At 61.3% G+C, this 20612-nt stretch carries 22 protein-coding genes; 16 read left to right on the forward strand and 6 right to left on the reverse strand.

The window, feature by feature from the left end:
* Positions 1 to 31 precede the first annotated feature (31 nt).
* Positions 32 to 2767, forward strand: a complete 2736-nt coding sequence (locus GDH07_RS17350) for a winged helix-turn-helix domain-containing protein (RefSeq protein ID WP_152898385.1) — start codon at positions 32 to 34, stop codon at positions 2765 to 2767.
* Here GDH07_RS17350 and GDH07_RS17355 read toward each other — a convergent pair.
* From GDH07_RS17355 to GDH07_RS17365, 3 genes are all read right to left on the reverse strand, one after another.
* Complete coding sequence (locus GDH07_RS17355; RefSeq protein WP_343038276.1) at positions 2764 to 3690, reverse strand: LysR family transcriptional regulator; 927 nt, start codon at positions 3688 to 3690, stop codon at positions 2764 to 2766. The genes GDH07_RS17350 and GDH07_RS17355 overlap by 4 nt on opposite strands.
* 171 nt (positions 3691 to 3861) lie before the next feature.
* Complete coding sequence (locus GDH07_RS17360; protein WP_152898387.1) at positions 3862 to 5202, reverse strand: sensor histidine kinase; 1341 nt, start codon at positions 5200 to 5202, stop codon at positions 3862 to 3864.
* Positions 5195 to 5869 carry a response regulator transcription factor gene (locus tag GDH07_RS17365; RefSeq protein ID WP_022640849.1) on the reverse strand — a complete coding sequence of 225 codons (675 nt, stop codon included), beginning with the start codon at positions 5867 to 5869 and terminating at the stop codon, positions 5195 to 5197. The genes GDH07_RS17360 and GDH07_RS17365 overlap by 8 nt, the downstream gene beginning before the upstream one ends.
* A 137-nt stretch (positions 5870 to 6006) precedes the next feature.
* On the opposite strand from GDH07_RS17365, the gene GDH07_RS17370 reads away from it, so the two are divergent.
* The 5 genes from GDH07_RS17370 (at position 6007) to GDH07_RS17390 (ending at position 8620) form a co-directional block, all read left to right on the forward strand.
* A complete protein-coding gene (locus tag GDH07_RS17370) occupies positions 6007 to 6189 on the forward strand; it encodes a hypothetical protein (RefSeq protein ID WP_031320500.1) in 183 nt (60 codons plus the stop codon).
* On the forward strand, positions 6170 to 6418 hold the full coding sequence (locus tag GDH07_RS17375) for a hypothetical protein (protein WP_022640847.1): 249 nt from the start codon (positions 6170 to 6172) through the stop codon (positions 6416 to 6418). Before GDH07_RS17370 ends, GDH07_RS17375 begins: the two co-directional genes overlap by 20 nt.
* A 146-nt stretch (positions 6419 to 6564) precedes the next feature.
* Positions 6565 to 7065 (forward strand): methylated-DNA--[protein]-cysteine S-methyltransferase, encoded by a 501-nt coding sequence (locus GDH07_RS17380; protein WP_022640846.1) that lies wholly within the window; start codon positions 6565 to 6567, stop codon positions 7063 to 7065.
* Between the two features lie 56 nt (positions 7066 to 7121).
* Entirely contained in the window at positions 7122 to 7766 is a 645-nt protein-coding gene (locus GDH07_RS17385; protein ID WP_152898389.1) for an MBL fold metallo-hydrolase, read from the forward strand.
* 110 nt (positions 7767 to 7876) lie between these two features.
* Positions 7877 to 8620 (forward strand): YiaD family glycine zipper/OmpA-like lipoprotein, encoded by a 744-nt coding sequence (locus GDH07_RS17390; protein WP_022640830.1) that lies wholly within the window; start codon positions 7877 to 7879, stop codon positions 8618 to 8620.
* Between the two features lie 81 nt (positions 8621 to 8701).
* On the opposite strand, the gene GDH07_RS17395 is transcribed toward GDH07_RS17390, so the two are convergent.
* Entirely contained in the window at positions 8702 to 9136 is a 435-nt protein-coding gene (locus tag GDH07_RS17395; protein ID WP_011063336.1) for a Z-ring associated ZapG family protein, read from the reverse strand.
* Positions 9137 to 9280: 144 nt separating this feature from the next.
* On the opposite strand from GDH07_RS17395, the gene GDH07_RS17400 reads away from it, so the two are divergent.
* From GDH07_RS17400 to zapE, 3 genes are all read left to right on the forward strand, one after another.
* Positions 9281 to 9910 carry an alpha/beta hydrolase gene (locus GDH07_RS17400; protein WP_103324052.1) on the forward strand — a complete coding sequence of 210 codons (630 nt, stop codon included), beginning with the start codon at positions 9281 to 9283 and terminating at the stop codon, positions 9908 to 9910.
* A 24-nt stretch (positions 9911 to 9934) separates the two neighbouring features.
* Positions 9935 to 11290, forward strand: coding sequence for a tryptophan--tRNA ligase (locus tag GDH07_RS17405; protein ID WP_152898390.1), 1356 nt, complete (start codon positions 9935 to 9937; stop codon positions 11288 to 11290).
* A gap of 88 nt (positions 11291 to 11378) precedes the next feature.
* Positions 11379 to 12473 (forward strand): cell division protein ZapE, encoded by a 1095-nt coding sequence (gene zapE, locus GDH07_RS17410; RefSeq protein WP_152898391.1) that lies wholly within the window; start codon positions 11379 to 11381, stop codon positions 12471 to 12473.
* 43 nt (positions 12474 to 12516) lie between these two features.
* Here the strand turns inward: zapE and GDH07_RS17415 are convergent, their stop codons facing one another.
* Positions 12517 to 13416 (reverse strand): GlxA family transcriptional regulator, encoded by a 900-nt coding sequence (locus tag GDH07_RS17415; protein WP_172681639.1) that lies wholly within the window; start codon positions 13414 to 13416, stop codon positions 12517 to 12519.
* Between the two features lie 243 nt (positions 13417 to 13659).
* On the opposite strand from GDH07_RS17415, the gene GDH07_RS17420 reads away from it, so the two are divergent.
* Positions 13660 to 14796, forward strand: coding sequence for an acyl-CoA dehydrogenase family protein (locus GDH07_RS17420; RefSeq protein ID WP_152898392.1), 1137 nt, complete (start codon positions 13660 to 13662; stop codon positions 14794 to 14796).
* A gap of 68 nt (positions 14797 to 14864) precedes the next feature.
* On the opposite strand, the gene GDH07_RS17425 is transcribed toward GDH07_RS17420, so the two are convergent.
* Complete coding sequence (locus GDH07_RS17425; protein ID WP_022640823.1) at positions 14865 to 15905, reverse strand: NADP(H)-dependent aldo-keto reductase; 1041 nt, start codon at positions 15903 to 15905, stop codon at positions 14865 to 14867.
* A gap of 246 nt (positions 15906 to 16151) precedes the next feature.
* On the opposite strand from GDH07_RS17425, the gene rplM reads away from it, so the two are divergent.
* The 6 genes from rplM to GDH07_RS17455 all read left to right on the forward strand — a co-directional run bounded on the left by rplM (position 16152) and on the right by GDH07_RS17455 (position 20598).
* Positions 16152 to 16580 carry a 50S ribosomal protein L13 gene (gene rplM / locus GDH07_RS17430; protein WP_022640822.1) on the forward strand — a complete coding sequence of 143 codons (429 nt, stop codon included), beginning with the start codon at positions 16152 to 16154 and terminating at the stop codon, positions 16578 to 16580.
* A 14-nt stretch (positions 16581 to 16594) separates the two neighbouring features.
* Entirely contained in the window at positions 16595 to 16987 is a 393-nt protein-coding gene (gene rpsI, locus GDH07_RS17435) for a 30S ribosomal protein S9 (protein ID WP_022640821.1), read from the forward strand.
* A 254-nt stretch (positions 16988 to 17241) separates the two neighbouring features.
* Positions 17242 to 17835, forward strand: coding sequence for a ubiquinol-cytochrome c reductase iron-sulfur subunit (petA, locus tag GDH07_RS17440; protein WP_031320479.1), 594 nt, complete (start codon positions 17242 to 17244; stop codon positions 17833 to 17835).
* Positions 17835 to 19046, forward strand: coding sequence for a cytochrome b (locus tag GDH07_RS17445; RefSeq protein WP_053131929.1), 1212 nt, complete (start codon positions 17835 to 17837; stop codon positions 19044 to 19046). The genes petA and GDH07_RS17445 overlap by 1 nt, the downstream gene beginning before the upstream one ends.
* A complete protein-coding gene (locus tag GDH07_RS17450) occupies positions 19046 to 19828 on the forward strand; it encodes a cytochrome c1 (RefSeq protein ID WP_031320478.1) in 783 nt (260 codons plus the stop codon). The genes GDH07_RS17445 and GDH07_RS17450 overlap by 1 nt, the downstream gene beginning before the upstream one ends.
* A 152-nt stretch (positions 19829 to 19980) precedes the next feature.
* Positions 19981 to 20598 (forward strand): glutathione S-transferase N-terminal domain-containing protein, encoded by a 618-nt coding sequence (locus tag GDH07_RS17455; RefSeq protein ID WP_022640818.1) that lies wholly within the window; start codon positions 19981 to 19983, stop codon positions 20596 to 20598.
* Positions 20599 to 20612: the final 14 nt, after the last annotated feature.

Consider the following 20612-nt stretch of genomic DNA (forward strand, 5'->3'; position numbering starts at 1 on the left):
GCCGACAACCGTACACCAATAAGAGTTGGCCATGACTGATCTGTTCTCCCTCCAGCGGTCTGACAGTGCAGTGATTCCTGCACTGGAAGGACGTTTCTATCGGCCCCCATTGCCTGATGGTTATGTGTCGCGGCCGCGCCTCTGTGAGCGCTTGAAGGGAGGGCTGAAGGGACGCCTGTTGCTGGTCTGCGCACCGGCCGGGTTCGGCAAGAGCTCCCTGGCGATCGAGTTCTGCCAAAGCCTGCCCGGCAACTGGCAGAGCCTGTGGCTGGGTCTGAGCCGGCGGGACAGCGATCCGGGGCGTTTCCTCGAGCGCCTGCTGGCCGGCTTGCAGCAGTATTTTCCGCAGCTGGGCCGGCAGTCCCTGGGGTTGTTGAAAATGCGCCAGCGTCACCAGCCGTTCGCCTTCGAGGAGTGGCTGGACGGCTTGCTGGACGAGTTGGCGGAGCAGTTATCCAGTGCCAGCCCGGTATTGCTGGTGCTGGACGACTACCACCTGGCCCAGGGGCCGGTGCTCGATCGTTGCCTGCAGTTCTTCCTCAACCACTTGCCCGATGGCCTGCTGGTGATGGTCACCAGCAGGCAGCGCCCGGATTGGCACCTGGCGCGCCTGCGCCTGTCACGGCAATTGCTGGAGCTGCATGAGCAGGACCTGCGGTTGACCCACGACGAATCCCTGAGCCTGCTGGACCGACACAGCAGCGCCTTGCGCGGCGAGGCCCTGGAAAACCTGATCGAACGTAGCGAGGGCTGGGTCGCGGGGCTGCGCTTCTGGCTGCTCGCCGCCTCCGAAGCCGGTGCCGTGGGCACCTTGCCCCAGGGCTTGCATGGTGGCGAGGGGTTGATCCGCGATTACCTGCTCGAAGAGGTCATCGATTGCCTGCCCGCCGAGGTCCAGGCCTTCCTGTACGACACCGCCCCCCAGGAGCGCTTCTGCGCCGAGTTGTGCGATGCCCTGCGCGAGGCCCACGACAGCGCCGAGATCCTCGGTTTCCTGCAGGCGCACCAGGTGTTCCTGGTGCCGCTGGACGAGCATGGGCACTGGTACCGTTATCACCATCTGTTCTCCGACCTGTTGCGTAGTCGCCCAGCGGCCAGTGCCCTGGTGCCGGCCGCCAGCCTGCACTTGCGTGCCTGTCGCTGGTTCAACGCCCAGGGCCTGCTGGATGAGGCGGTGGAACAGGCACTGCGTGCCGGGCACCTGGACGTGGCCGCCAACCTGGTACAGAACTTGTCCGAGGAACAACTGCTGGCGGAGCAGAACATCGGCATGCTGTTGCGCTGGAAGATGGACCTGCCCGACAGCTTGCTGGTCAGCACGCCGCGCCTGATCGTGCTGTATAGCTGGGCCCTGGGCCTGGCTTGCCAGCTGGATGCGGCCCAGGAGCTGGCGGCCCAGTTGAGCCGTTTCCTGCCGGCGCCTTCGGCGACGGCGCAAAAGTCGATGCTGGCGCAGTGGCTGGCCCTGAGCGGGATCATCGCCCGCGGGCGCGGCCAGCGGGAGCAGACCCTGGCCTATTGCAGCGAGGCCCTGGAGAGCCTGCCCCTCAAGCGTTATGGACAGCGGCTGATGTGCCTGTCGACCTTGTCCAACCTGGCCATCACCGATGCCGACCTGTGGCGTGCCCGCAGCCTCAATCGTGAGTCGCTGGAGCTGGCGCAGCGGGTCGGCAACCCGCTCTTCGAGGCCCTGGCCCACTACGATCGGGCGCGGGTCCTGCAGGCCCGGGGCGAAGTGCTGCGGGCGATGGATGAAGTGAAGCAAGGGCTGGGCCGCTTGCAGGGACTGTCGGCCCAGCGGTTGTACGCGGTGCGGGCCCGGTTGACCTTGTATGAAGGCTACCTGCTGACCCTGAGGCTCGAGCCCGAGACCGGCCTGGCCAGGTTGCAGGCCGGGCTGGTGGAAGCTCGAGCCTGTCGTGATATCAGCGTGCTGATCGGTCATTGCGTGATCGCCAAGCAGGACGGCATGCGCGGTGAATTCGCCCGGGCCTTCGCCGAACTGGCCGAGGCCGAGCGCCTGATGCATATCTGGGACGTGCCGCCGATCTACTACCTGGCGATGATCACCCTGGTGAAATGCGAGCTCTGGCTGGCCCAGGGCCGCACCGACCTCGCCGAAGCCTGGCTGGCGCGCCTGGGGCAGACCTACACCGGCGGGCAGGCGGCGGCTCCGCCGGAATTCCATCCCCAACTGCCCTTGCATATCGAGTTGCAGCAGGCTCGCTTGGAAGTCATCAAGGGTGACACCGCCCAGGCCGAGCTGCGCCTGGCGCGGTTGGTGGAGCATGGGCAGAACAGCGGCCGGCAGTTGCTGTGTGCCATGGCCCTGGCCCAGAAGACCGCACTGTTGCTGGCCCTCGGTCGAAACCAGGAGGCACGCCAGGATCTGCTCCTGGCCCTGGAGGCGGCAGTGGGGGGAATCCTCCAGCCGTTCGCCGGGCTGATCCTCGACTATCCCGGCTGGATGCGCGAGCAACTGGAGCAGTGCACCGGCACCACGTTGACCCAGGCCCTGCTCGCACGCCTGCCCTCGGCGCCTCGTGAGTTGCACGAAGCCGCCGCCCATAGCGAGAGCCTCAGCTCCCGGGAGCTGGCAGTGCTGCAACTGATTGCCCGAGGCTGCTCCAACCAGGAAATCAGCGAGCGCCTGTTCATTTCCCTGCACACCGTGAAGACCCACGCCAGCCACATCAACAGCAAGCTGGGTGTCGAGCGCCGGACCCAGGCGGTGGCCCGGGCCCAGGAGCTGGGCCTGCTGGGCTAGGGCTCGGCGTGCGGGTTGGCGACCAGGGTCAGGTGCTGCTTGCAGTAGTCGGCGAACAGGCGTGCCGGCTTGGTCAGTTGACCTCGCTTGAGCCAGGCCGCCACCAGCCCCGAGCCGGTCACCTCCTCGACTATCTCCACGCACACCACGGGCTTGCCGTCGTAGGAGCATTGGCAGTGGGGGCGGGTGACCAGGATCGAGAAGCCGAAGCCCTGGCCCACCATGCCCCGGACCATCTCGATGGACGGTGAGCTGAAGGCGATCTGCGGAGTCAGGCCCAGCTCCTCGAACAAGCTGACGAAGTAGGTCCGGCTCGGCTGCACATCTAGCAGGATCATCGGTTCCAGGCAGAGGTCGCGCAGCGCAACCCGGGCTTGCTGGGCGTAGCGGTGGTCGGCCGGCAGCAGGGCATAGGGACGTTGCGGCGGCATCAGCGGCTCGGTCTCGATGGTGCCGTCCAGCTCATGCTCGTACAGGATCACCAGGTCGTAGGCACCGCCGGTCAGGCCCTGCACCAGTTCCTGCTGCTCGCCATCGCGGATGCGGATCTCCACCCCGGGATAGAGCGCGCCGAAGCCGGCGATCAATTGCGGCAGGTACAGCGGTGCCACGGTCTCGAAACAACCGATGTCGATCTGCCCGCAAACAACATCGTTGTCCGCCAGGGCGTTCTGCTCGAACTCCCTGGCCATGCGCAGCAGCTCCTGGGCCTTGCGGTAGAAACGCGCGCCACTGGGAGTCAGGGAAACGCCCTGGGCGTGATGGCGGATCAGCAACTGCACGCCGAAGCTGTCCTCCAGGCCCTTGATCGCGGTGGAGATCGAGGGCTGGGCGATGTACAGCTTGCGCGATGCCTCGGCGACACTGCCGCATTCGACGGTGGTGATGAAGTACTTCAACTGACGCAGATTGTAGGCGGCCACGGCGAACCTCGTTCTTTGCCCGGGGCGCAAGGGGAGGGCAGGACCGGTGGCTGGCCTCCCGAGCGCGATTGTCGTGCGCCCACGATACCCACAAGCGATGCTGTACAGGGCCTGGGCGACCGAGCTTTTTCATCGCTTGCGAACATGTTTTTCCTCGCTTGCCGAGGCCGCCTAGGCCAGTTGCCCGGCCTCGCCGTCTTCTTCGGCAGGTGGCTGCTCGGCGACCGGTGCGGGCTCGAATGCCAGGGTGACGATGTAGCACTGTTCTTCGACTACCACCTCGATGTGCCAGCCCAGGCGTGCCGATAGCTGGCGCATCAGTTCCAGCCCCAGGCCGTAGCCGAAGTCACTGGAGGTCTCGCTTTGCAGGGTTTCGCGGATGCGATTGACCAGGCGCAGTTGCGGGTAGCCGAAGCTGATCTCGACGACGCCGTCATCGGCGTACTGCAGGGCGTTGCGCAGGAAGTTGCCGACCACGATGCGGCAGGCCGTGAGTGGCAGGCGGCAAGGCTCGTCGCTGATGTCGAGGATCAGCTCGATATCCCGGGTGCCGATCAGGTATCGATGTTCCTCGATCAGGTCGTTGACCAGCCCGCTCATGTCGATGGGCTCCTCGGGCAAGGGCTCGGGCAGTTCGCGGCTCATCCACAACAGGGTCTCGGCGATGCGCTGCATGTTCAGCACCGAGCGTTCGATCCTTTGCAATGGCGGCGGCAAGACCCCGCCGGACTGCAGGGCCAGGAGTTCGATGTTGGCCTTGAGCACCGCCAGCGGGGTGCGCAGTTCGTGGCTGGTGTAGCGCAGCAGGCGACCTTCGCGCACGCTGGCGGCCTGTACTTGTTGCACGCTCTGGGCCAGGGCATCTGCCAACATGTTGAACTCCTTGAATCCGAAATTCGGACGTTCGCCGGACACGGCTTCCGGGTCCTTGAGGGTGGTGGACCACTGGGCCAGTCGTCCCAGGGGGCGAACCACCCACCAGACCAGCAGGGCGATGATGATCAGGGCCGGTATGAACACCGCGAGGCTGATGAAGATGACGCCACGCAGTTCATGATCCAGGTAGGCATCGGAGCGTGGGGTTTCCACCTCTCCGCCTTCCTCCTGGTCATGATCGATGTCGTACATGTACAGGGTCTTGCCGTCGCTCAGAGGTTGGGCCAGGACAGCCCGGCCTTCATCCTCGTCGTCGGAGTCCAGGTCGCCGAACACCTGTACCGCGCCGAAGGACATGCTCGGCGGGGTATCGAGCATGTGGCGGATCTTCTCCGGCAATGCTTCCTTGCCGATGACGCTGGTATAGAAATAGTTGCTCGGTGGCGGCGTGTTCGGATCCTTGGCGTAGTGCCTGGAGAAATACTGCGCCTCCTCTTCCATCATCGCGCTGGCGGTATAGAGCAGGCCGCGCACGCTGTATTCGGGCAGCAACAGGCTGTAGATCAACAACACGATGGCGATCAGCAACAGGAAGCTGCCGCTGATCACCCATTTCAGAGCCAGGCGCTTACCCATGGGACCTCAACTGTATGCCGACGCCGGGGAGCGTGTGGATCAGCGGCTGGCCGAAGGACTTGTCCACGGTCTTGCGCAGCCGATGCATGTGCACCTTGAGCGTGTTGCTGTCTGGCGGTTCGTCCCCCCAGATGGTCGCTTCCAGGCGTTCGCGGGTGACAGGTTCTGGGCTGGCGCGCATCAGGCATTCCAGCAAGGTCCAGCAAATCGGCGACAGGTGCAGTTCCTGGCCGGCCCGACTGACCTTGCGAGTACTCAGCTCCATGACCAGGTCGGCCACTTGCAAACGGCTGGCCTGGCCACTGCGGCGTAGGCTCAGGGCGCGGATCCGGGCGACCAGTTCGGCCAGCTCGAAGGGCTTGACCAGGTAGTCGTCGGCACCGGCGGCGAAGCTGGCCAGCTTGTCCGGCAGGGCATCGAGGGAGGTGAGCATCAGGATCGGGGTCTGGCTGCCTTGCTGGCGCAGTTGCGCGCAGAGCTGCTGGCCGTCCAGGCGCGGCAGCATGATGTCCAAGAGAATGACGTCGTAATGCTGGTTGAGGGCCAGGTTGAGTCCGGCCTGGCCATTGCTGGCGTGATCGCAGACGATGCCGCTGATTTCCAGGTATTCGATGACGGTATTGGCTAGATCGAGATTGTCCTCGACCAGCAGCAGGTTAATGTGCACGGGAGTGTCCCTCAGGGCCTGTGTCGCTCATTGGTGCGAAGGATAGCGAACTCCATTCGGGCTCCGCCGATGTTTACCTGCTGTTAACCCGTGGCTCGCTAGTCTGCAATCCTACTTCTCTTGAGCGTGGCGCTGCCATGAACCTGTCTTCGGTAATCAGAGGTCTCTTGCTGGTCTTGATTCTTCTGGGCCTGATGGCCTCCGTCCTGCCCTCCAAGGCGCCTTTGGTGCGCCTGGGCGAGGGTGGCCCGCTGAGCTGGTTCCTGATTGGGCAGAGCGCCGAGCGTGCAGGTCCGGATTATGTTGCCAGCGCATTCTGATGACGCCAGCTACACCGATCAGTTGGTGTTGTGCCTGGTGTTGATTCTCTGTGTTTCGATTTCCCTGGGCGCCTACATCATGCGTTTCAATGCGCAGATCGATAAGCAGCGCGAGCTGTCTCCCGTGCACCTGCTCGAGTGTGGCAAGGGGCGTGGAGCCTTTATCGTCGACCCTTATGGCCAGCGCAGCAGCAGTGACAACTGCTACGTGATCGAAGACGATAACTAGCCCGGGGGCGTATGGTTCTCCGTCGAGTTCGAGCGCAAGAAACGTAGTTCTTGCGCTCGAACCGAGATTTACAGTGAAGGCGTATCCAGGCTCGAACCCCGCAAGGGGCCGCCTGATTGCCTTGGTGGATTGAAGGAGACCCCGACATGTCCTGTGCATTCAAGATCATTCCCTCCCCAGTGGGCGAGCTGACCCTGGTCGCCAGGGGCGCGAAGCTGGCCGCGATTCTCTGGGAGCAGGAGCGCGAGAACCGGGTGCGCCTCGGCCCGCTCGAGCAAGCCCCCGAGCACCCGCAACTGCTGGAGACCGAGCGCCAGTTGCAGGAATACTTCGCCGGTACGCGCAAGCGTTTCGAGCTCGAACTGGATTTCGTCGGTACCGAGTTCCAGTGCAAGGTCTGGCAGGCGCTATTGACCATTCCCTTCGGTGAAACCCGCAGCTACAGCCAGATCGCCCAGCAGATCGGCAGCCCCAAGGCGGTGCGTGCGGTAGGCGCGGCCAATGGGCGCAACCCGATTTCCATCGTCACTCCCTGTCACCGGGTGATCGGGGCTTCGGGCAGCCTTACCGGCTTTGCCGGGGGGCTCGAGGCCAAGCAGTTCTTGCTGGCGCTGGAAGGTGGGGAAACCTTGCCGCTGGGGTTCTGAGTGAGCGGTGGCGGCACCTGTGCCAGAATGTTCCATCGTTTTTTCTGGACATTCCCATGGACGCCGCCAAACCCAGCCTCATCCGCGAGACCTTCCCCGTCGGTCCGTTGCAGTGCAACTGCACCATCATCGGCGACCCGCTGACCAAGAAAGCCATAGTCGTCGATCCGGGCGGCAATCCGGACTTGATCATGGCGCGCCTCGATGCCCTGGGCCTGAAGGTGGTCAGCATCATCCACACCCATGCTCACCTGGATCATTTCCTGGCCTCCGGGCAGATGAAGGAAAAGACCGGCGCCACCTTGCACCTGCACAAGGATGACCAGTTCCTCTGGGACAACCTGGAGATGCAGTGCAGCATGTTCGGCGTGCCCTATACCCCAGTACCAGCCCCGGACCGCTGGTTGGGCGACGATGAGGAGCTGGCCTGCGGCTGCGGCGTGGCCCTGCATACCCCGGGACATACTCCAGGTTCCATGAGCTTTTGGTTTTCCGAGGCTAAGCTTCTGATTACCGGCGACACCTTGTTCAAGCGTGGGGTCGGGCGCACGGATCTGTGGGGCGGCGACCAGGCCACCCTGGTGCGTTCGATCCAGCAGCGTCTGTATACCCTCGACGAAGACGCCACGGTGGTTGCCGGGCACGGTCCGGACACCCGGCTGGGCGATGAAATGCGTCAGAACCCGTTCGTGAGAGCTTGAGTTTTTGCTCGGCGTTCCACGGAATTTTTGCCGTTCTGTGTGTTCCAACGCCGGCACAGGTCCGTTGCCAACGTCCTCTGCATTACAGAATGCATATGTAGGAGCTTTCCATGTTCACCTCGCGTCGTTTGATTGTTGTCGCTACTGCTGTGGCCTTGTTATCCGGCTGCGCTTCGCCTAACCCCTATGACAACCAGGGGCAGGCCGACGGCGGTTCGTCGGGCATGAGCAAAACTGCGAAATATGGTGGCCTGGGTGCCTTGGCCGGCGCCTTGGCCGGTGCCGCGATCAGCCACAACAACCGTGGCAAGGGCGCGCTGATCGGCGCCGCGGTAGTCGGTGCATCCGCTGCCGGTTATGGCTACTACGCCGACCAGCAGGAGAAGAAGCTGCGCGCCAGCATGGCCAATACCGGAGTCGAGGTGCAGCGCCAGGGTGACCAGATCAAGCTGATCATGCCGGGCAATATCACCTTCGCCACCGACTCGGCGAACATCGCCCCAAGCTTCTATCAGCCGCTGAACAACCTGGCCAACTCCCTGCGCGAGTTCAACCAGAACCAGATCGAGATCGTCGGCTACACCGATAGCACCGGCAGCCGCCAGCACAACATGGACCTGTCCCAGCGTCGTGCGCAAAGCGTGGCCACCTACCTGACTTCCCAGGGTGTGAGTGGCGCCAACCTGTCTTCGCGTGGTGCCGGCCCGGACAATCCGATCGCCAGCAACGCCGACGTCAACGGGCGGGCCCAGAACCGTCGGGTAGAGGTCAACCTCAAGGCAATCCCTGGCCAGCAGTACCAGCAGCCAGCCCAGCAGCAATATCAGCAGCCCTACCAGCAGCAGGGTTACTGATCGAACCGGCTTGAGCCGCAGGCATAAAAAAGCCCGCCCGATGAAGATCGGGCGGGCTTTTTGTTGGCTGGCTGTAGCCGCTTACTTCTTCAGGCCATATTGCTCGTCGAGCATGCCCGGGGCGTTCGGCGTCTTTGGCGCGTAGTCCCGTGGTGGTTCCTGGTCCCGTGGTGGGGTCAGGCGTTCACGTGGCGCCTGCACCGACTCGGAGTGCAGGGCGGCCAGCAGGCGCTGGCGGGTCAGTTCGTCCAGGGCCAGGCGATTGGCGCCTTCGGCCAGGTGATCCTGTACTTCCTGATAGCTCTGGGTGAGTTTTTTCACCAGGGTGGCGGTGCTGTTGAAGTGCGTCACCACTTCGTTCTGGTAATTGTCGAAACGCTCCTGGATATCGTCCAGCTGACGCTGCGTGCGGTTAGGCGCGGCGTTGGGCAGCAGGCGAGCGACCAGGAATCCAATGGCGACACCCGCGACCAGGGCAAGAGTCGGCAACAACCAAACTAAGAGCGAGTGTTCCACGAGTCCTTCCTCTATAAACGGCTTTGCTTTACGTTAACGGCTCGAACCTGCGCTGTATACCGCGATTCACTCGCAATAGATTGGCACAGACCATTTGCTAGACGAGTCGACCCCCTTCGAGGTCACGGAGTTCCTTCCTTGCTTATGCGTGAAACCCCTGTAGTGATTGCCGGCCCCGTGGGCCAACTGGAAGCCCTGTATCTGGAGGTGCCCGACGCCCGCGGCGTGGCCCTGATCTGCCACCCGAACCCGGTACAGGGCGGCACCATGCTCAACAAGGTGGTCTCCACCTTGCAGCGCACGGCACGGGATGCCGGGCTGATCACCCTGCGCTTCAACTACCGTGGCGTCGGGGCCAGCGAAGGCAGTCACGACATGGGCACGGGTGAAGTCGACGATGCCGAGGCGGCGGCCCACTGGCTGCGGGCCAAGCATCCACAACTGCCACTGACGCTGCTGGGCTTCTCCTTCGGCGGCTTCGTCGCGGCGAGCCTCGGTGGACGCCTCGAGGCCCAGGATATACGGCTCAAGCACCTGTTCATGGTGGCCGCAGCGGTGACTCGCCTGCGCGATACCGATACCTTGCCCCACGACTGCCCGCTGACCCTGATCCAGCCGGAGACCGATGAGGTCATCGATCCGCAGGCGGTCTATGACTGGTCCGCGGCCCTGGTTCGTCCCCATGAGCTGCTGAAAGTGGCAGAATGTGGGCACTTTTTTCATGGCAAGCTCACCGATCTGAAGGATCTGGTGCTGCCGCGACTTTCGAATTGATTGCAGTCTGATAAGCGATTACCCATGACTACTCGTACGCGCATCCTCACCGGCATCACCACCACCGGCACGCCGCACCTGGGCAACTATGCCGGGGCGATCCGCCCGGCGATCCTCGCCAGCCGCGATAGCAATGCCGATTCCTTCTATTTCCTGGCCGACTATCACGCCCTGATCAAGTGCGATGATCCGTTGCGCATCCAGCGTTCGCGCCTGGAGATCGCCGCCACCTGGCTGGCCGGTGGCCTGGATGTGGAGCGCGTGACCTTCTATCGCCAGTCCGACATCCCGGAAATCCCGCAACTGACTTGGCTCTTGACCTGTGTCGCCGCCAAGGGCCTGCTCAATCGTGCCCACGCCTACAAGGCCTCGGTGGACAAGAACGTCGAGGCCGGTGAAGACCCGGATGCCGGCGTCACCATGGGTCTGTACAGTTATCCGGTGCTGATGGCCGCCGACATCCTGATGTTCAACGCGCACAAGGTGCCGGTGGGCCGCGACCAGATCCAGCACGTGGAGATGGCCCGGGATATCGGCCAGCGTTTCAACCACCTGTTCGGCCAGGGCAAGGAGTTCTTCGCCATGCCCGAAGCGCTGATCGAGGAAAGCGTCGCCACCTTGCCGGGCCTGGACGGTCGCAAGATGTCCAAGAGCTATGACAACACCATCCCGCTGTTCACCAGCGCCAAGGACATGAAGGATGCGATCTCGCGGATCGTCACCGACTCCAAGGCACCGGGCGAGGCCAAGGATCCGGACAACTCCCACTTGTTCACCCTGTTCCAGGCGTTCTCCACTGCCGAGCAGGCCGCCGAGTTCCGTAGCGAACTGCTGCAGGGCCTGGGCTGGGGCGAGGCCAAGAGCCGCCTGTTCCAGTTGCTGGACGGCGAGTTGGGCGAGGCCCGCGAGCGCTATCACCAATTGATCGCCCGCCCGGCGGATCTGGAGGACATCCTCCTGGCTGGAGCGGCCAAGGCCCGTAGCGTAGCGACGCCATTCCTGGCCGAGTTGCGCGAAGCGGTAGGCCTGCGCTCCTTCGAAAACCAGGTCCAGGTGGCGGCCACCACCAAGAAGAAGGCGGCCAAGGCTGCACGTATCGTCAGCTTCCGCGAGGACGATGGCAGCTTCCGCTTCCGCTTGTTGTCCGCCGATGGCGAGCAACTGCTGCTGTCGCGCAACTTTGCCGACGGCAAGGCTGCCGGTGCGGCGAGCAAGCAGTTGCAATCGGGCCAGGAGCTGGACCTGCGTGCCGAGGCCAACAGCTTCAGTATCTGGCTGGACGGCGCCAGCGTGGCTGACAGCCCGGTCTTTGCCGACGCTGCTGCCCGTGATGCAGCCATCGAAGAAGTACGGATCGCCTTGGCCCCGGCCCAGGATTGAGCGGAATCTTCCCGACCAAGGGCTGATTGCCATTCCCTAGGGCCGTCGCTAAAGTGACGGCCCGTTTTTGTTGCCTTGCTAACGAATTATGACGCCCCTAGAACGATACCAAGCAGATCTGAAACGCCCGGATTTCTTTCATGACGCTGCACAGGAAACCGCTGTGCGTCATCTGCAGCGCCTGTATGACGATCTGATCGCGGCCGAGCACAACAAGCCGGGTCTGCTCGGCAAGCTCTTTGGCAAGAAAGACCAGGCGCCGGTCAAGGGCCTGTATTTCTGGGGGGGCGTGGGGCGCGGCAAGACCTACCTGGTCGACACTTTCTTCGAAGCCTTGCCTTTCAAGGAAAAGGTTCGTACGCACTTCCACCGATTCATGAAGCGCGTCCACGAGGAAATGAAGACCCTGGGCGGCGAGAAGAACCCGCTGACCATCATCGCCAAGCGTTTCTCCCAGGAGGCGCGGGTGATCTGTTTCGATGAATTTTTCGTATCCGATATCACTGACGCGATGATTCTCGGCACCCTGATGGAGGAATTGTTCAAGAACGGCGTGACCCTGGTGGCCACTTCCAACATCGTGCCCGACGGCCTGTACAAGGATGGCTTGCAGCGTGCCCGCTTCCTGCCGGCCATTGCCCTGATCAAGCAGAACACCGAAATCGTCAACGTCGACAGTGGTGTCGATTATCGCCTGCGTCACCTGGAGCAGGCCGAGTTGTTCCACTATCCATTGGACGAAGTGGCCCATGAGAGCTTGCGCAAGAGCTTCCGGGCGCTGACGCCTGAGTGCACCCAGGCCGTGGAAAACGATGTGCTGATCATCGAGAACCGCGAGATCCGTGCACTGCGCACCTGTGACGATGTGGCCTGGTTCGAATTCCGCGAGTTGTGCGACGGCCCACGCAGCCAGAACGACTACATCGAGCTGGGCAAGATCTTCCACGCGGTGCTGCTCAGCGGCGTGGAGCAGATGGGGGTCGCCACCGATGACATCGCCCGGCGTTTCATCAACATGGTCGACGAGTTCTACGACCGTAACGTCAAGCTGATCATCTCCGCCGAGGTGGAGCTCAAGGATCTCTATACCGGTGGCCGGCTGACGTTCGAGTTCCAGCGGACCCTCAGCCGTTTGCTGGAGATGCAGTCCCACGAGTTCCTGTCGCGGGCGCACAAGCCGTAAATCCCGACTCAATGAAAAAGGGCCTGCAATGCAGGCCCTTTTTTCATGCCGCCAGTTGCTGGAACTGCTGGCGGTACTGGTTGGGGGAAAGCTCGGTGTGCTGGCGAAACAGTCGGGCGAAGAAGCTGGCGTCGTCATAGCCGACTTCGTAGCTGATGGTCTTGATACTCTTGCGTGTGCCTGACAGCAGGCCTTTTGCGGTTTCGATCCGCAGGCGCTGCAAGTAGTGCAGGGGCTTGTCGCCGGTGGCGGTCTGGAAGCGCCGCATGAAGTTGCGGATGCTCATGCCATGCTCGCGGGCGACGTCCTCGAAGCGGAACTTGTCGGCGAAGTGTTCTTCGAGCCAATGCTGGATCTGCAGGATGATCACGTCCTGATGCAGCTTCTGGCCGCCAAAACCCATGCGTCCCGGAGCGTAGCTGCGCTGGACCTCATAGAGGATGTCCCGGGCTACGGCCTGGGCCACGCTGGCGCCACAGAAGCGCTCGATGAGGTAGATGTAGAGGTCGCAGGCCGAGGTGGTGCCGCTGGCGCAGTAGAGGTTGTCGGCGTCGGTCAGGTGCTTGTCCTGGTTGAGCTGGACCTTGGGGAAGCGCTCGCTGAAGGTGTTGAAGAAGCGCCAGTAGGTGGTGGCCTCCTTGCCATCGAGCAACCCGGCCTCGGCCAGCCAGAAGACCCCGGTAGCCTCGCCGCATAGCACGGCGCCACGGGCGTGCTGGGCGCATAACCAGGGCAATATCTGGGGATAACGCTGGCACAGGGTGTCGAAGTCGTCCCAGAAGGCCGGGAGGATGATCACGTCGGCATCTCCCAGTGGGCCATCCACCGGCATGATCACATCGCTGAAGCTGCGCACCGGCTGGCCATCAGGGCTGACCAGGCGGGTCTCGAAGGCTGGCGTCAGGCCATGGCCCAGTTGTTTGCCGTAGCGCAGGCTGGCCAGGTGGAAGAAATCCTTGGCTTGCATGAGGGTGGAAGCGAAAACCCGGTCGATAGCCAGGATGCTGACGCGCCGCAAGGGCGTGGAAGTTTGGTTAGACATAATTCGATTGTTCTTATAGGGGAAAGTGGTCACCAGACGGCTGGATCGTCTTATTTTTTGTCGGATGTGTCCAGTGTCCCGTGCCGGTGGCTGGGCTTAGGCTCTGGCAGCCAGACCCGATAAATGACAACCACAGGTGGCTGCATGATCCCCAGAACCTTGTTCAGTTCCGAGCACGAACTCTTCCGTGACAGCGTGCGTACCTTCCTTGAAAAAGAAGCGGTGCCTTTCCATGGCGAATGGGAAAAGCAGGGCTACATCGACCGCAAGTTGTGGAGCAAGGCCGGTGAGGCGGGGATGCTGTGCTCGCACATCCCCGAGGAGTACGGCGGGCTGGGGGCGGACTTCCTGTATAGCACTGTGGTGATCGAGGAGGTCAGCCGCCTGGGCTTGAGCGGCATTGGCTTCTCCCTGCACTCGGATATCGTCGCGCCCTACCTCCTGCATTACGGTAGTGAGGCGCTGAAGCAGAAATACCTGCCGCGGATGGTCTCGGGCGAGCTGGTCACGGCGATCGCCATGACCGAGCCCGGAACCGGGTCCGACTTGCAGGGCGTGAAGAGCACGGCAGTGCTCGACGGCGATGAGTATGTGCTCAACGGTTCCAAGACCTTCATCACCAACGGTTACTTGGCGGAGTTGGTGATCGTGGTGGCCAAGACCGATCCCAAGGCTGGGGCCAAGGGCACCAGCCTGTTCCTGGTTGAAGCCGATTCGCCGGGCTTCACCAAGGGCAAGCGCCTGGAAAAGGTCGGTATGAAGGCCCAGGACACCTCGGAACTGTTCTTCCAGGATGTACGAGTGCCCAAGGAGAACCTCCTGGGCCAGGCCGGGATGGGTTTCGTCTACCTGATGCAGGAACTGCCCCAGGAGCGCCTGAGCGTGGCCATCGGTGGCCTGGCCAGTGCCGAGGCGGCGTTGAAATGGACCCTGGACTACACCCGCGAGCGCAAAGCCTTCGGCAAGGCGATCGCCGACTTCCAGAACAGCCGGTTCAAGCTGGCGGAGATGGCTACGCAAATCCAGATTGGCCGGGTGTTCGTCGATCGCTGCCTGGAGCTGCACCTGAAGGGCAAGCTCGACGTACCGACGGCGGCCATGGCCAAGTACTGGGGAACCGACCTGCAGTGCAAGGTCCTGGATGAGTGCGTGCAGCTGCATGGCGGCTACGGCTTCATGTGGGAGTACCCGATTGCCCGGGCGTGGGCCGACTCCCGGGTGCAGCGGATCTACGCCGGGACCAACGAGATCATGAAGGAAATCATCGCCCGTTCTCTATAAGGCGGGTGGAGCGCTTGCCGGCGAACGGGGCGGTTACCTGTTGGCCGGCAAGCGGAACGGCGGGCTGCTTATGGGGCAGGGTTGGGCTGGTCCTTGTGGATGGCCTCGATCCCGGCCAGGACTTCTTCCGACAACTTCAGCCCGGCGCTGGCGATGTTGCTGTCCAGTTGCTCCAGGGTGGTGGCGCCGATGATGTTGCTGGTCACGAAGGGTTGTTGGGTCACGAAAGCCAGGGCCATTTGCGCCGGGTCCAGGCCGTGTTCGCGAGCCAGCGCCACGTAGCGGCTGCAAGCGGCTTCCGACTGCGGATTGAAGTAACGGCTGAAGCGGCTGTAGAGGCTCAGGCGGGCCTTGGCGGGGCGGGCGCCATCTTCGTACTTGCCGGACAGGAAGCCGAAGGCCAGGGGTGAGTAGGCCAGCAAGCCGCACTGTTCACGGATGGCGATTTCCGCCAGGCCCACTTCAAAGCTGCGGTTGAGCAGGTTATAGGGGTTCTGGATCGACACCGCCCGTGGCCAGCCACGGCTCTCGGCCAGGGCCAGGAACTTCATGGTGCCCCACGGAGTTTCGTTGGACAGGCCGATATGGCGGATCTTCCCGGCCCTGACCTGTTCGTCCAGAGCTTCGAGGGTTTCCTCCAGCGGGGTGAAGTCTTCGTCTGCCTTGTGCTTGTAGCCGAGCTGGCCGAAGAAGTTGGTGCTGCGTTCCGGCCAGTGCAACTGGTAGAGGTCGATCCAGTCGGTTTGCAGGCGCTTGAGGCTGGCATCCACGGCCTCGACTATGTGCTTGCGGTTGTGCTTGAGCTGCTTGTCGCGGATGTAGTCGATGGTGTTGCCCGGGCCGGCGATCTTGCTGGCCAGGATCCAGTCGGCACGGTCCCCGCGCTGCTTGAACCAATTGCCGATGTAGCGCTCGGTGGTGGCGTAGGTCTCGGCCTTGGGTGGCACCGGGTACATCTCGGCAGTATCGATGAAGTTGATCCCGGCCTGCTTGGCCCGCTCGATCTGGGCGAAGGCCTCGGCCTCGGTGTTCTGTTCGCCCCAGGTCATGGTGCCCAGGCAGATGGCGCTCACTTTCAGATCGGTCCGGCCCAGTTGGCGGTAGTCCATGGGTACTTCCTCGGTAAAACAATCATAAAAGCAGGTTGAATTTTTTTTCGCAATCTGGATAATTCTGCAGCTCTTTCTGCGGTGGAAGTGATGCCCCGCCTGCCGAAGATTCTTGCCGCATGCCAGACGCGCTGACCCGAGCCCCCGAAAGCGTCTGTATTCGGCTGCCTTTGACCTTGTCAAAGTAAGCACTATTCAGTAAGATCCGCCGTCTATTTTGCTGGGCGGCCCCTGAGGCTATAAAGAATGAAAACTTTTACTGCTAAACCGGAAACAGTAAAGCGCGATTGGTTCGTCATCGACGCCGCTGGCCAGACCCTGGGTCGTCTGGCTACCGAAATCGCGAGCCGTCTGCGTGGCAAGCACAAGCCTGAGTACACTCCTCACGTTGACACCGGCGACTACATCGTCGTGATCAATGCCGAGCAGGTACGTGTTACTGGTGCTAAAACCACTGACAAAATGTACTACTCCCACTCCGGTTTCCCGGGCGGCATCAAGTCGATCAACTTCGAGAAGCTGATCGCTAAAGCCCCTGAGCGCGTGATCGAGACCGCGGTAAAAGGCATGCTGCCTAAGAACCCGCTGGGTCGCGACATGTACCGTAAGCTGAAAGTATATGCGGGCGCTGCTCACCCTCATACTGCTCAGCAGCCCCAAGAACTGAAGATTTAACGGAATAGTTCATTATGTCGGCGACTCAAAATTACGGCACTGGCCGTCGCAAGACTGCAACCGCACGCGTATTCCTGCGTCCGGGCACTGGCAATATCTCCATCAACAACCGTTCCCTGGATAGCTTCTTCGGTCGCGAAACTGCCCGCATGGTAGTTCGTCAGCCGCTGGAACTGACCGAGACCGTTGAGAAGTTCGATATCTACGTTACCGTTATCGGCGGTGGTGTAAGTGGCCAGGCTGGCGCAATCCGCCACGGTATCACTCGCGCCCTGATGGATTACGACGAGACTCTGCGCAGCGCCCTGCGTAAAGCCGGCTACGTAACCCGTGACGCACGTGAAGTTGAACGTAAGAAAGTGGGTCTGCGTAAAGCGCGTAAGCGTCCGCAATACTCCAAGCGTTAATTCGCTACTGCGTTCAAAAAAACGCCCAGCCTCCTTTGGAGCTGGGCGTTTTTTATTGCTCAAAATTTGCCGTGTGACAACTTGCCACATCCGTGGAGGCCCTATACTACAAGGCCTGGCGCAGAGTCCGCCTGGTAATTACCTTGTCAGAATTGGGGGTTTTCATTACCATTCGGCAAAATTTTTATAAGTTCAGATTTTTACTTAGTAGATGCCTGATTTAACAGGCCACAAAGCTGATGGGAGAGGACTGAATGAGCAATGACGGCGTGAATGCAGGCCGGCGTCGCTTCTTGGTGGCAGCCACATCCGTGGTGGGTGCTGCTGGAGCGGTGGGGGCTGCGGTCCCGTTCGTGGGGTCATGGTTTCCCAGTGCCAAGGCGAAAGCCGCAGGTGCACCGGTGAAGGTGAATATCAGCAAGATCGACCCAGGTCAGCAGATGGTTGCTGAGTGGCGTGGTCAACCGGTATTCATCGTCCGCCGTACAGAGGAAATCCTGGGGAATCTTAAAAAGATCGAGGGCCAGCTGTCTGACCCTGACTCCAAGAACTCGGTACAACCAACCTACGTCGACCCCGAAGTGCGTTCGATCAAACCAGAGATTCTTCTGTTGATCGGTATTTGCACCCACTTGGGTTGTTCTCCTACCTTCCGTCCTGAAGTGGCGCCTGCGGATCTGGGCAAGGACTGGGTAGGTGGCTATTTCTGCCCTTGCCACGGCTCCCACTACGATCTGGCTGGTCGTGTCTACAAGTCGCAGCCCGCGCCATTGAACCTGCCAGTACCCCCGCATTCCTATGAGTCGGATGACATCATCGTCATTGGCGTCGACACGGAGAAAGCGTGATGAGCAAGTTCATGGATTGGGTAGATGCGCGCTTCCCCGCCACCAAGATGTGGGAAGACCATCTGAGCAAGTATTACGCTCCGAAGAACTTCAACTTCTTCTATTTCTTTGGTTCCCTGGCACTGCTGGTTCTGGTCAACCAGATCGTTACTGGTGTCTGGCTGACCATGAGCTATACCCCTTCGGCAGAAGAAGCCTTCGCTTCCGTCGAATACATCATGCGCGACGTCGAGTACGGCGCGATCTTGCGTCTGCTGCACTCCACAGGCGCTTCGGCGTTCTTCATCGTGGTCTACCTGCATATGTTCCGTGGCCTGCTCTACGGTTCCTACCAGAAGCCTCGTGAACTGGTGTGGCTGTTCGGCATGCTGATCTACCTGGCGCTGATGGCAGAGGCCTTCATGGGCTACCTGCTGCCATGGGGGCAGATGTCCTACTGGGGCGCCCAGGTGATCATCTCGCTGTTCGGTGCCATCCCGGTCATCGGCGACGACCTGACCCAGTGGATCCGCGGTGACTACCTGATCTCCGGCATTACCCTCAACCGCTTCTTCGCCCTGCACGTCGTGGCCTTGCCTATCGTGATCCTGGGGCTTGTGGTGCTGCACATCCTGGCACTGCACGAAGTGGGTTCGAACAACCCGGATGGCGTCGATATCAAGAAGCATAAGGATGAAAACGGCGTACCGCTCGACGGCATCGCATTCCATCCGTACTACACCGTGAAAGATATCGTCGGCGTAGTGGTGTTCCTGTTCATCTTCTGCTCGATCGTGTTCTTCTTCCCGGAAATGGGTGGTTATTTCCTCGAGAAGCCGAACTTCGAACAGGCCAACCCGTTCAAGACGCCTGAGCATATTGCCCCGGTTTGGTACTTCACTCCGTTCTACGCAATCCTGCGTGCGGTGCCGGACAAGCTCATGGGCGTTATCGCCATGGGTGCTGCGATTGCCGTGCTGTTCGTGCTGCCATGGCTTGACCGCAGCCCGGTCAAGTCCATGCGCTACAAAGGCTGGCTGAGCAAGATCTGGCTGCTGGTGTTCTGCATCTCCTTCGTGATCCTGGGCGTGCTGGGCGTACTGGCGCCGACTCCGGGTCGTACGTTGCTGTCGCAGGTATGTACCTTCCTGTACTTCGCCTACTTCATTCTGATGCCGTTCTACACCAGGCTCGAGAAGACCAAACCGGTTCCGGAAAGGGTGACTGGCTGATGAAAAAGCTATTTGCTGTACTGATTCTTGCTGCTATGCCTGTATTGTCTTTCGCAGCCGAGCACGGTGGTCCTGAGTTGGAAAAGGTCGATATCGACCTGACCGACAAGGCTGCAATGCAGGACGGTGCGCGTACCTTTGCCAACTATTGCATGGGCTGCCACAGCGCCAAGTTCCAGCGGTACGAGCGGGTTGCCGATGATCTTGGCATCCCTCATGACCTGATGATGAGCAAGCTGGTCTTCACCGGTGCGAAGATCGGTGACCACATGAACATCGGCATGCAGCCAGCCGACGCCAAGACCTGGTTCGGTGCTGCTCCGCCAGACCTGACCCTGGTGGCCCGCGTTCGTGGTACCGATTGGCTGTATGGCTACCTGAAGTCCTTCTACGAAGATCCGGCACGCCCTTGGGGTGTGAACAACAAGGTATTCCCGAACGTGGGTATGCCTAACGTTCTGGTCGGGCTTCAGGGTCGTCAGGTGATCGGTTGCAAGCAGGTGCAGATTGTCGAAGACGGCAAGAAGCAGTTCGACCCGCTGACCGGCACTCCGCTGACCCACGAGGCTTGCGATCAGTTGACCGTCAAGGAAAACACCGGGACCCTCAACGAGGCGCAATTCGATGAGAAGGTCAAGAACCTGGTGACTTTCCTGGCCTACTCGGCCAACCCGGTCAAGCTGCAGCACCAGCGTATCGGTACCTACGTGCTGCTGTACCTGGCCTTCTTCTTCGTATTCGCCTATCTGCTCAAGCGCGAATACTGGAAAGATGTGCATTGATAGCGTTTTAAGCATCAGTTGTTGAACGTGCGCGCCCAAGGGCGTCTCTGAAGCTGTAACAACCCTGTATCATTCGGGGGTTACCAGAGGCGCCCTCAGGGCGCGTTCGTTTTTTCTGCTTTCGATAATTTCAACACGCGAGGAGGATCGCCATGGGCGTGACCAATCGGTTGGCCTGTTACTCCGACCCCGCCGACCACTATTCCCATCGGGTGCGCATTGTACTTGCGGAGAAAGGTGTCAGCGCCGAGATCATCAGTGTGGAGGCGGGCCGTCAGCCGCCGAAGCTGATCGAAGTGAATCCCTACGGGAGCTTGCCTACGCTGGTCGATCGTGATCTTGCGCTGTGGGAGTCGAGCGTAGTGATGGAATACCTGGATGAGCGTTATCCACATCCACCATTGCTGCCGGTCTATCCTGTAGCTCGAGCCAACAGTCGCTTGCTGATGCATCGGATCCAGCGTGACTGGTGCGGGCACGTGGATCTGATACTCGATTCGCGGACCAAGGATGCGGTGCGTGCGCAGGCGCGCAAGGAGCTGCGGGAAAGCCTGACCGGTGTTTCTCCGCTGTTCGCCGACAAGCCGTTCTTCCTCAGCGAGGAACAAAGCCTGGTGGATTGCTGCCTACTGCCCATACTCTGGAGGTTGCCGGTCCTGGGTATTGAACTGCCGCGGCAAGCCAAGCCGTTGCTCGATTATATGGAGCGCCAATTTGCGCGTGAGGCTTTCCAGGCAAGTCTGTCTGGTGTCGAACGCGACATGCGCTAAGGCTTAAGGAGCCG

Origin of the sequence: Pseudomonas piscis, assembly GCF_009380155.1 — a bacterium.
Taxonomy (GTDB): Bacteria; Pseudomonadota; Gammaproteobacteria; order Pseudomonadales; family Pseudomonadaceae; genus Aquipseudomonas; species Aquipseudomonas piscis.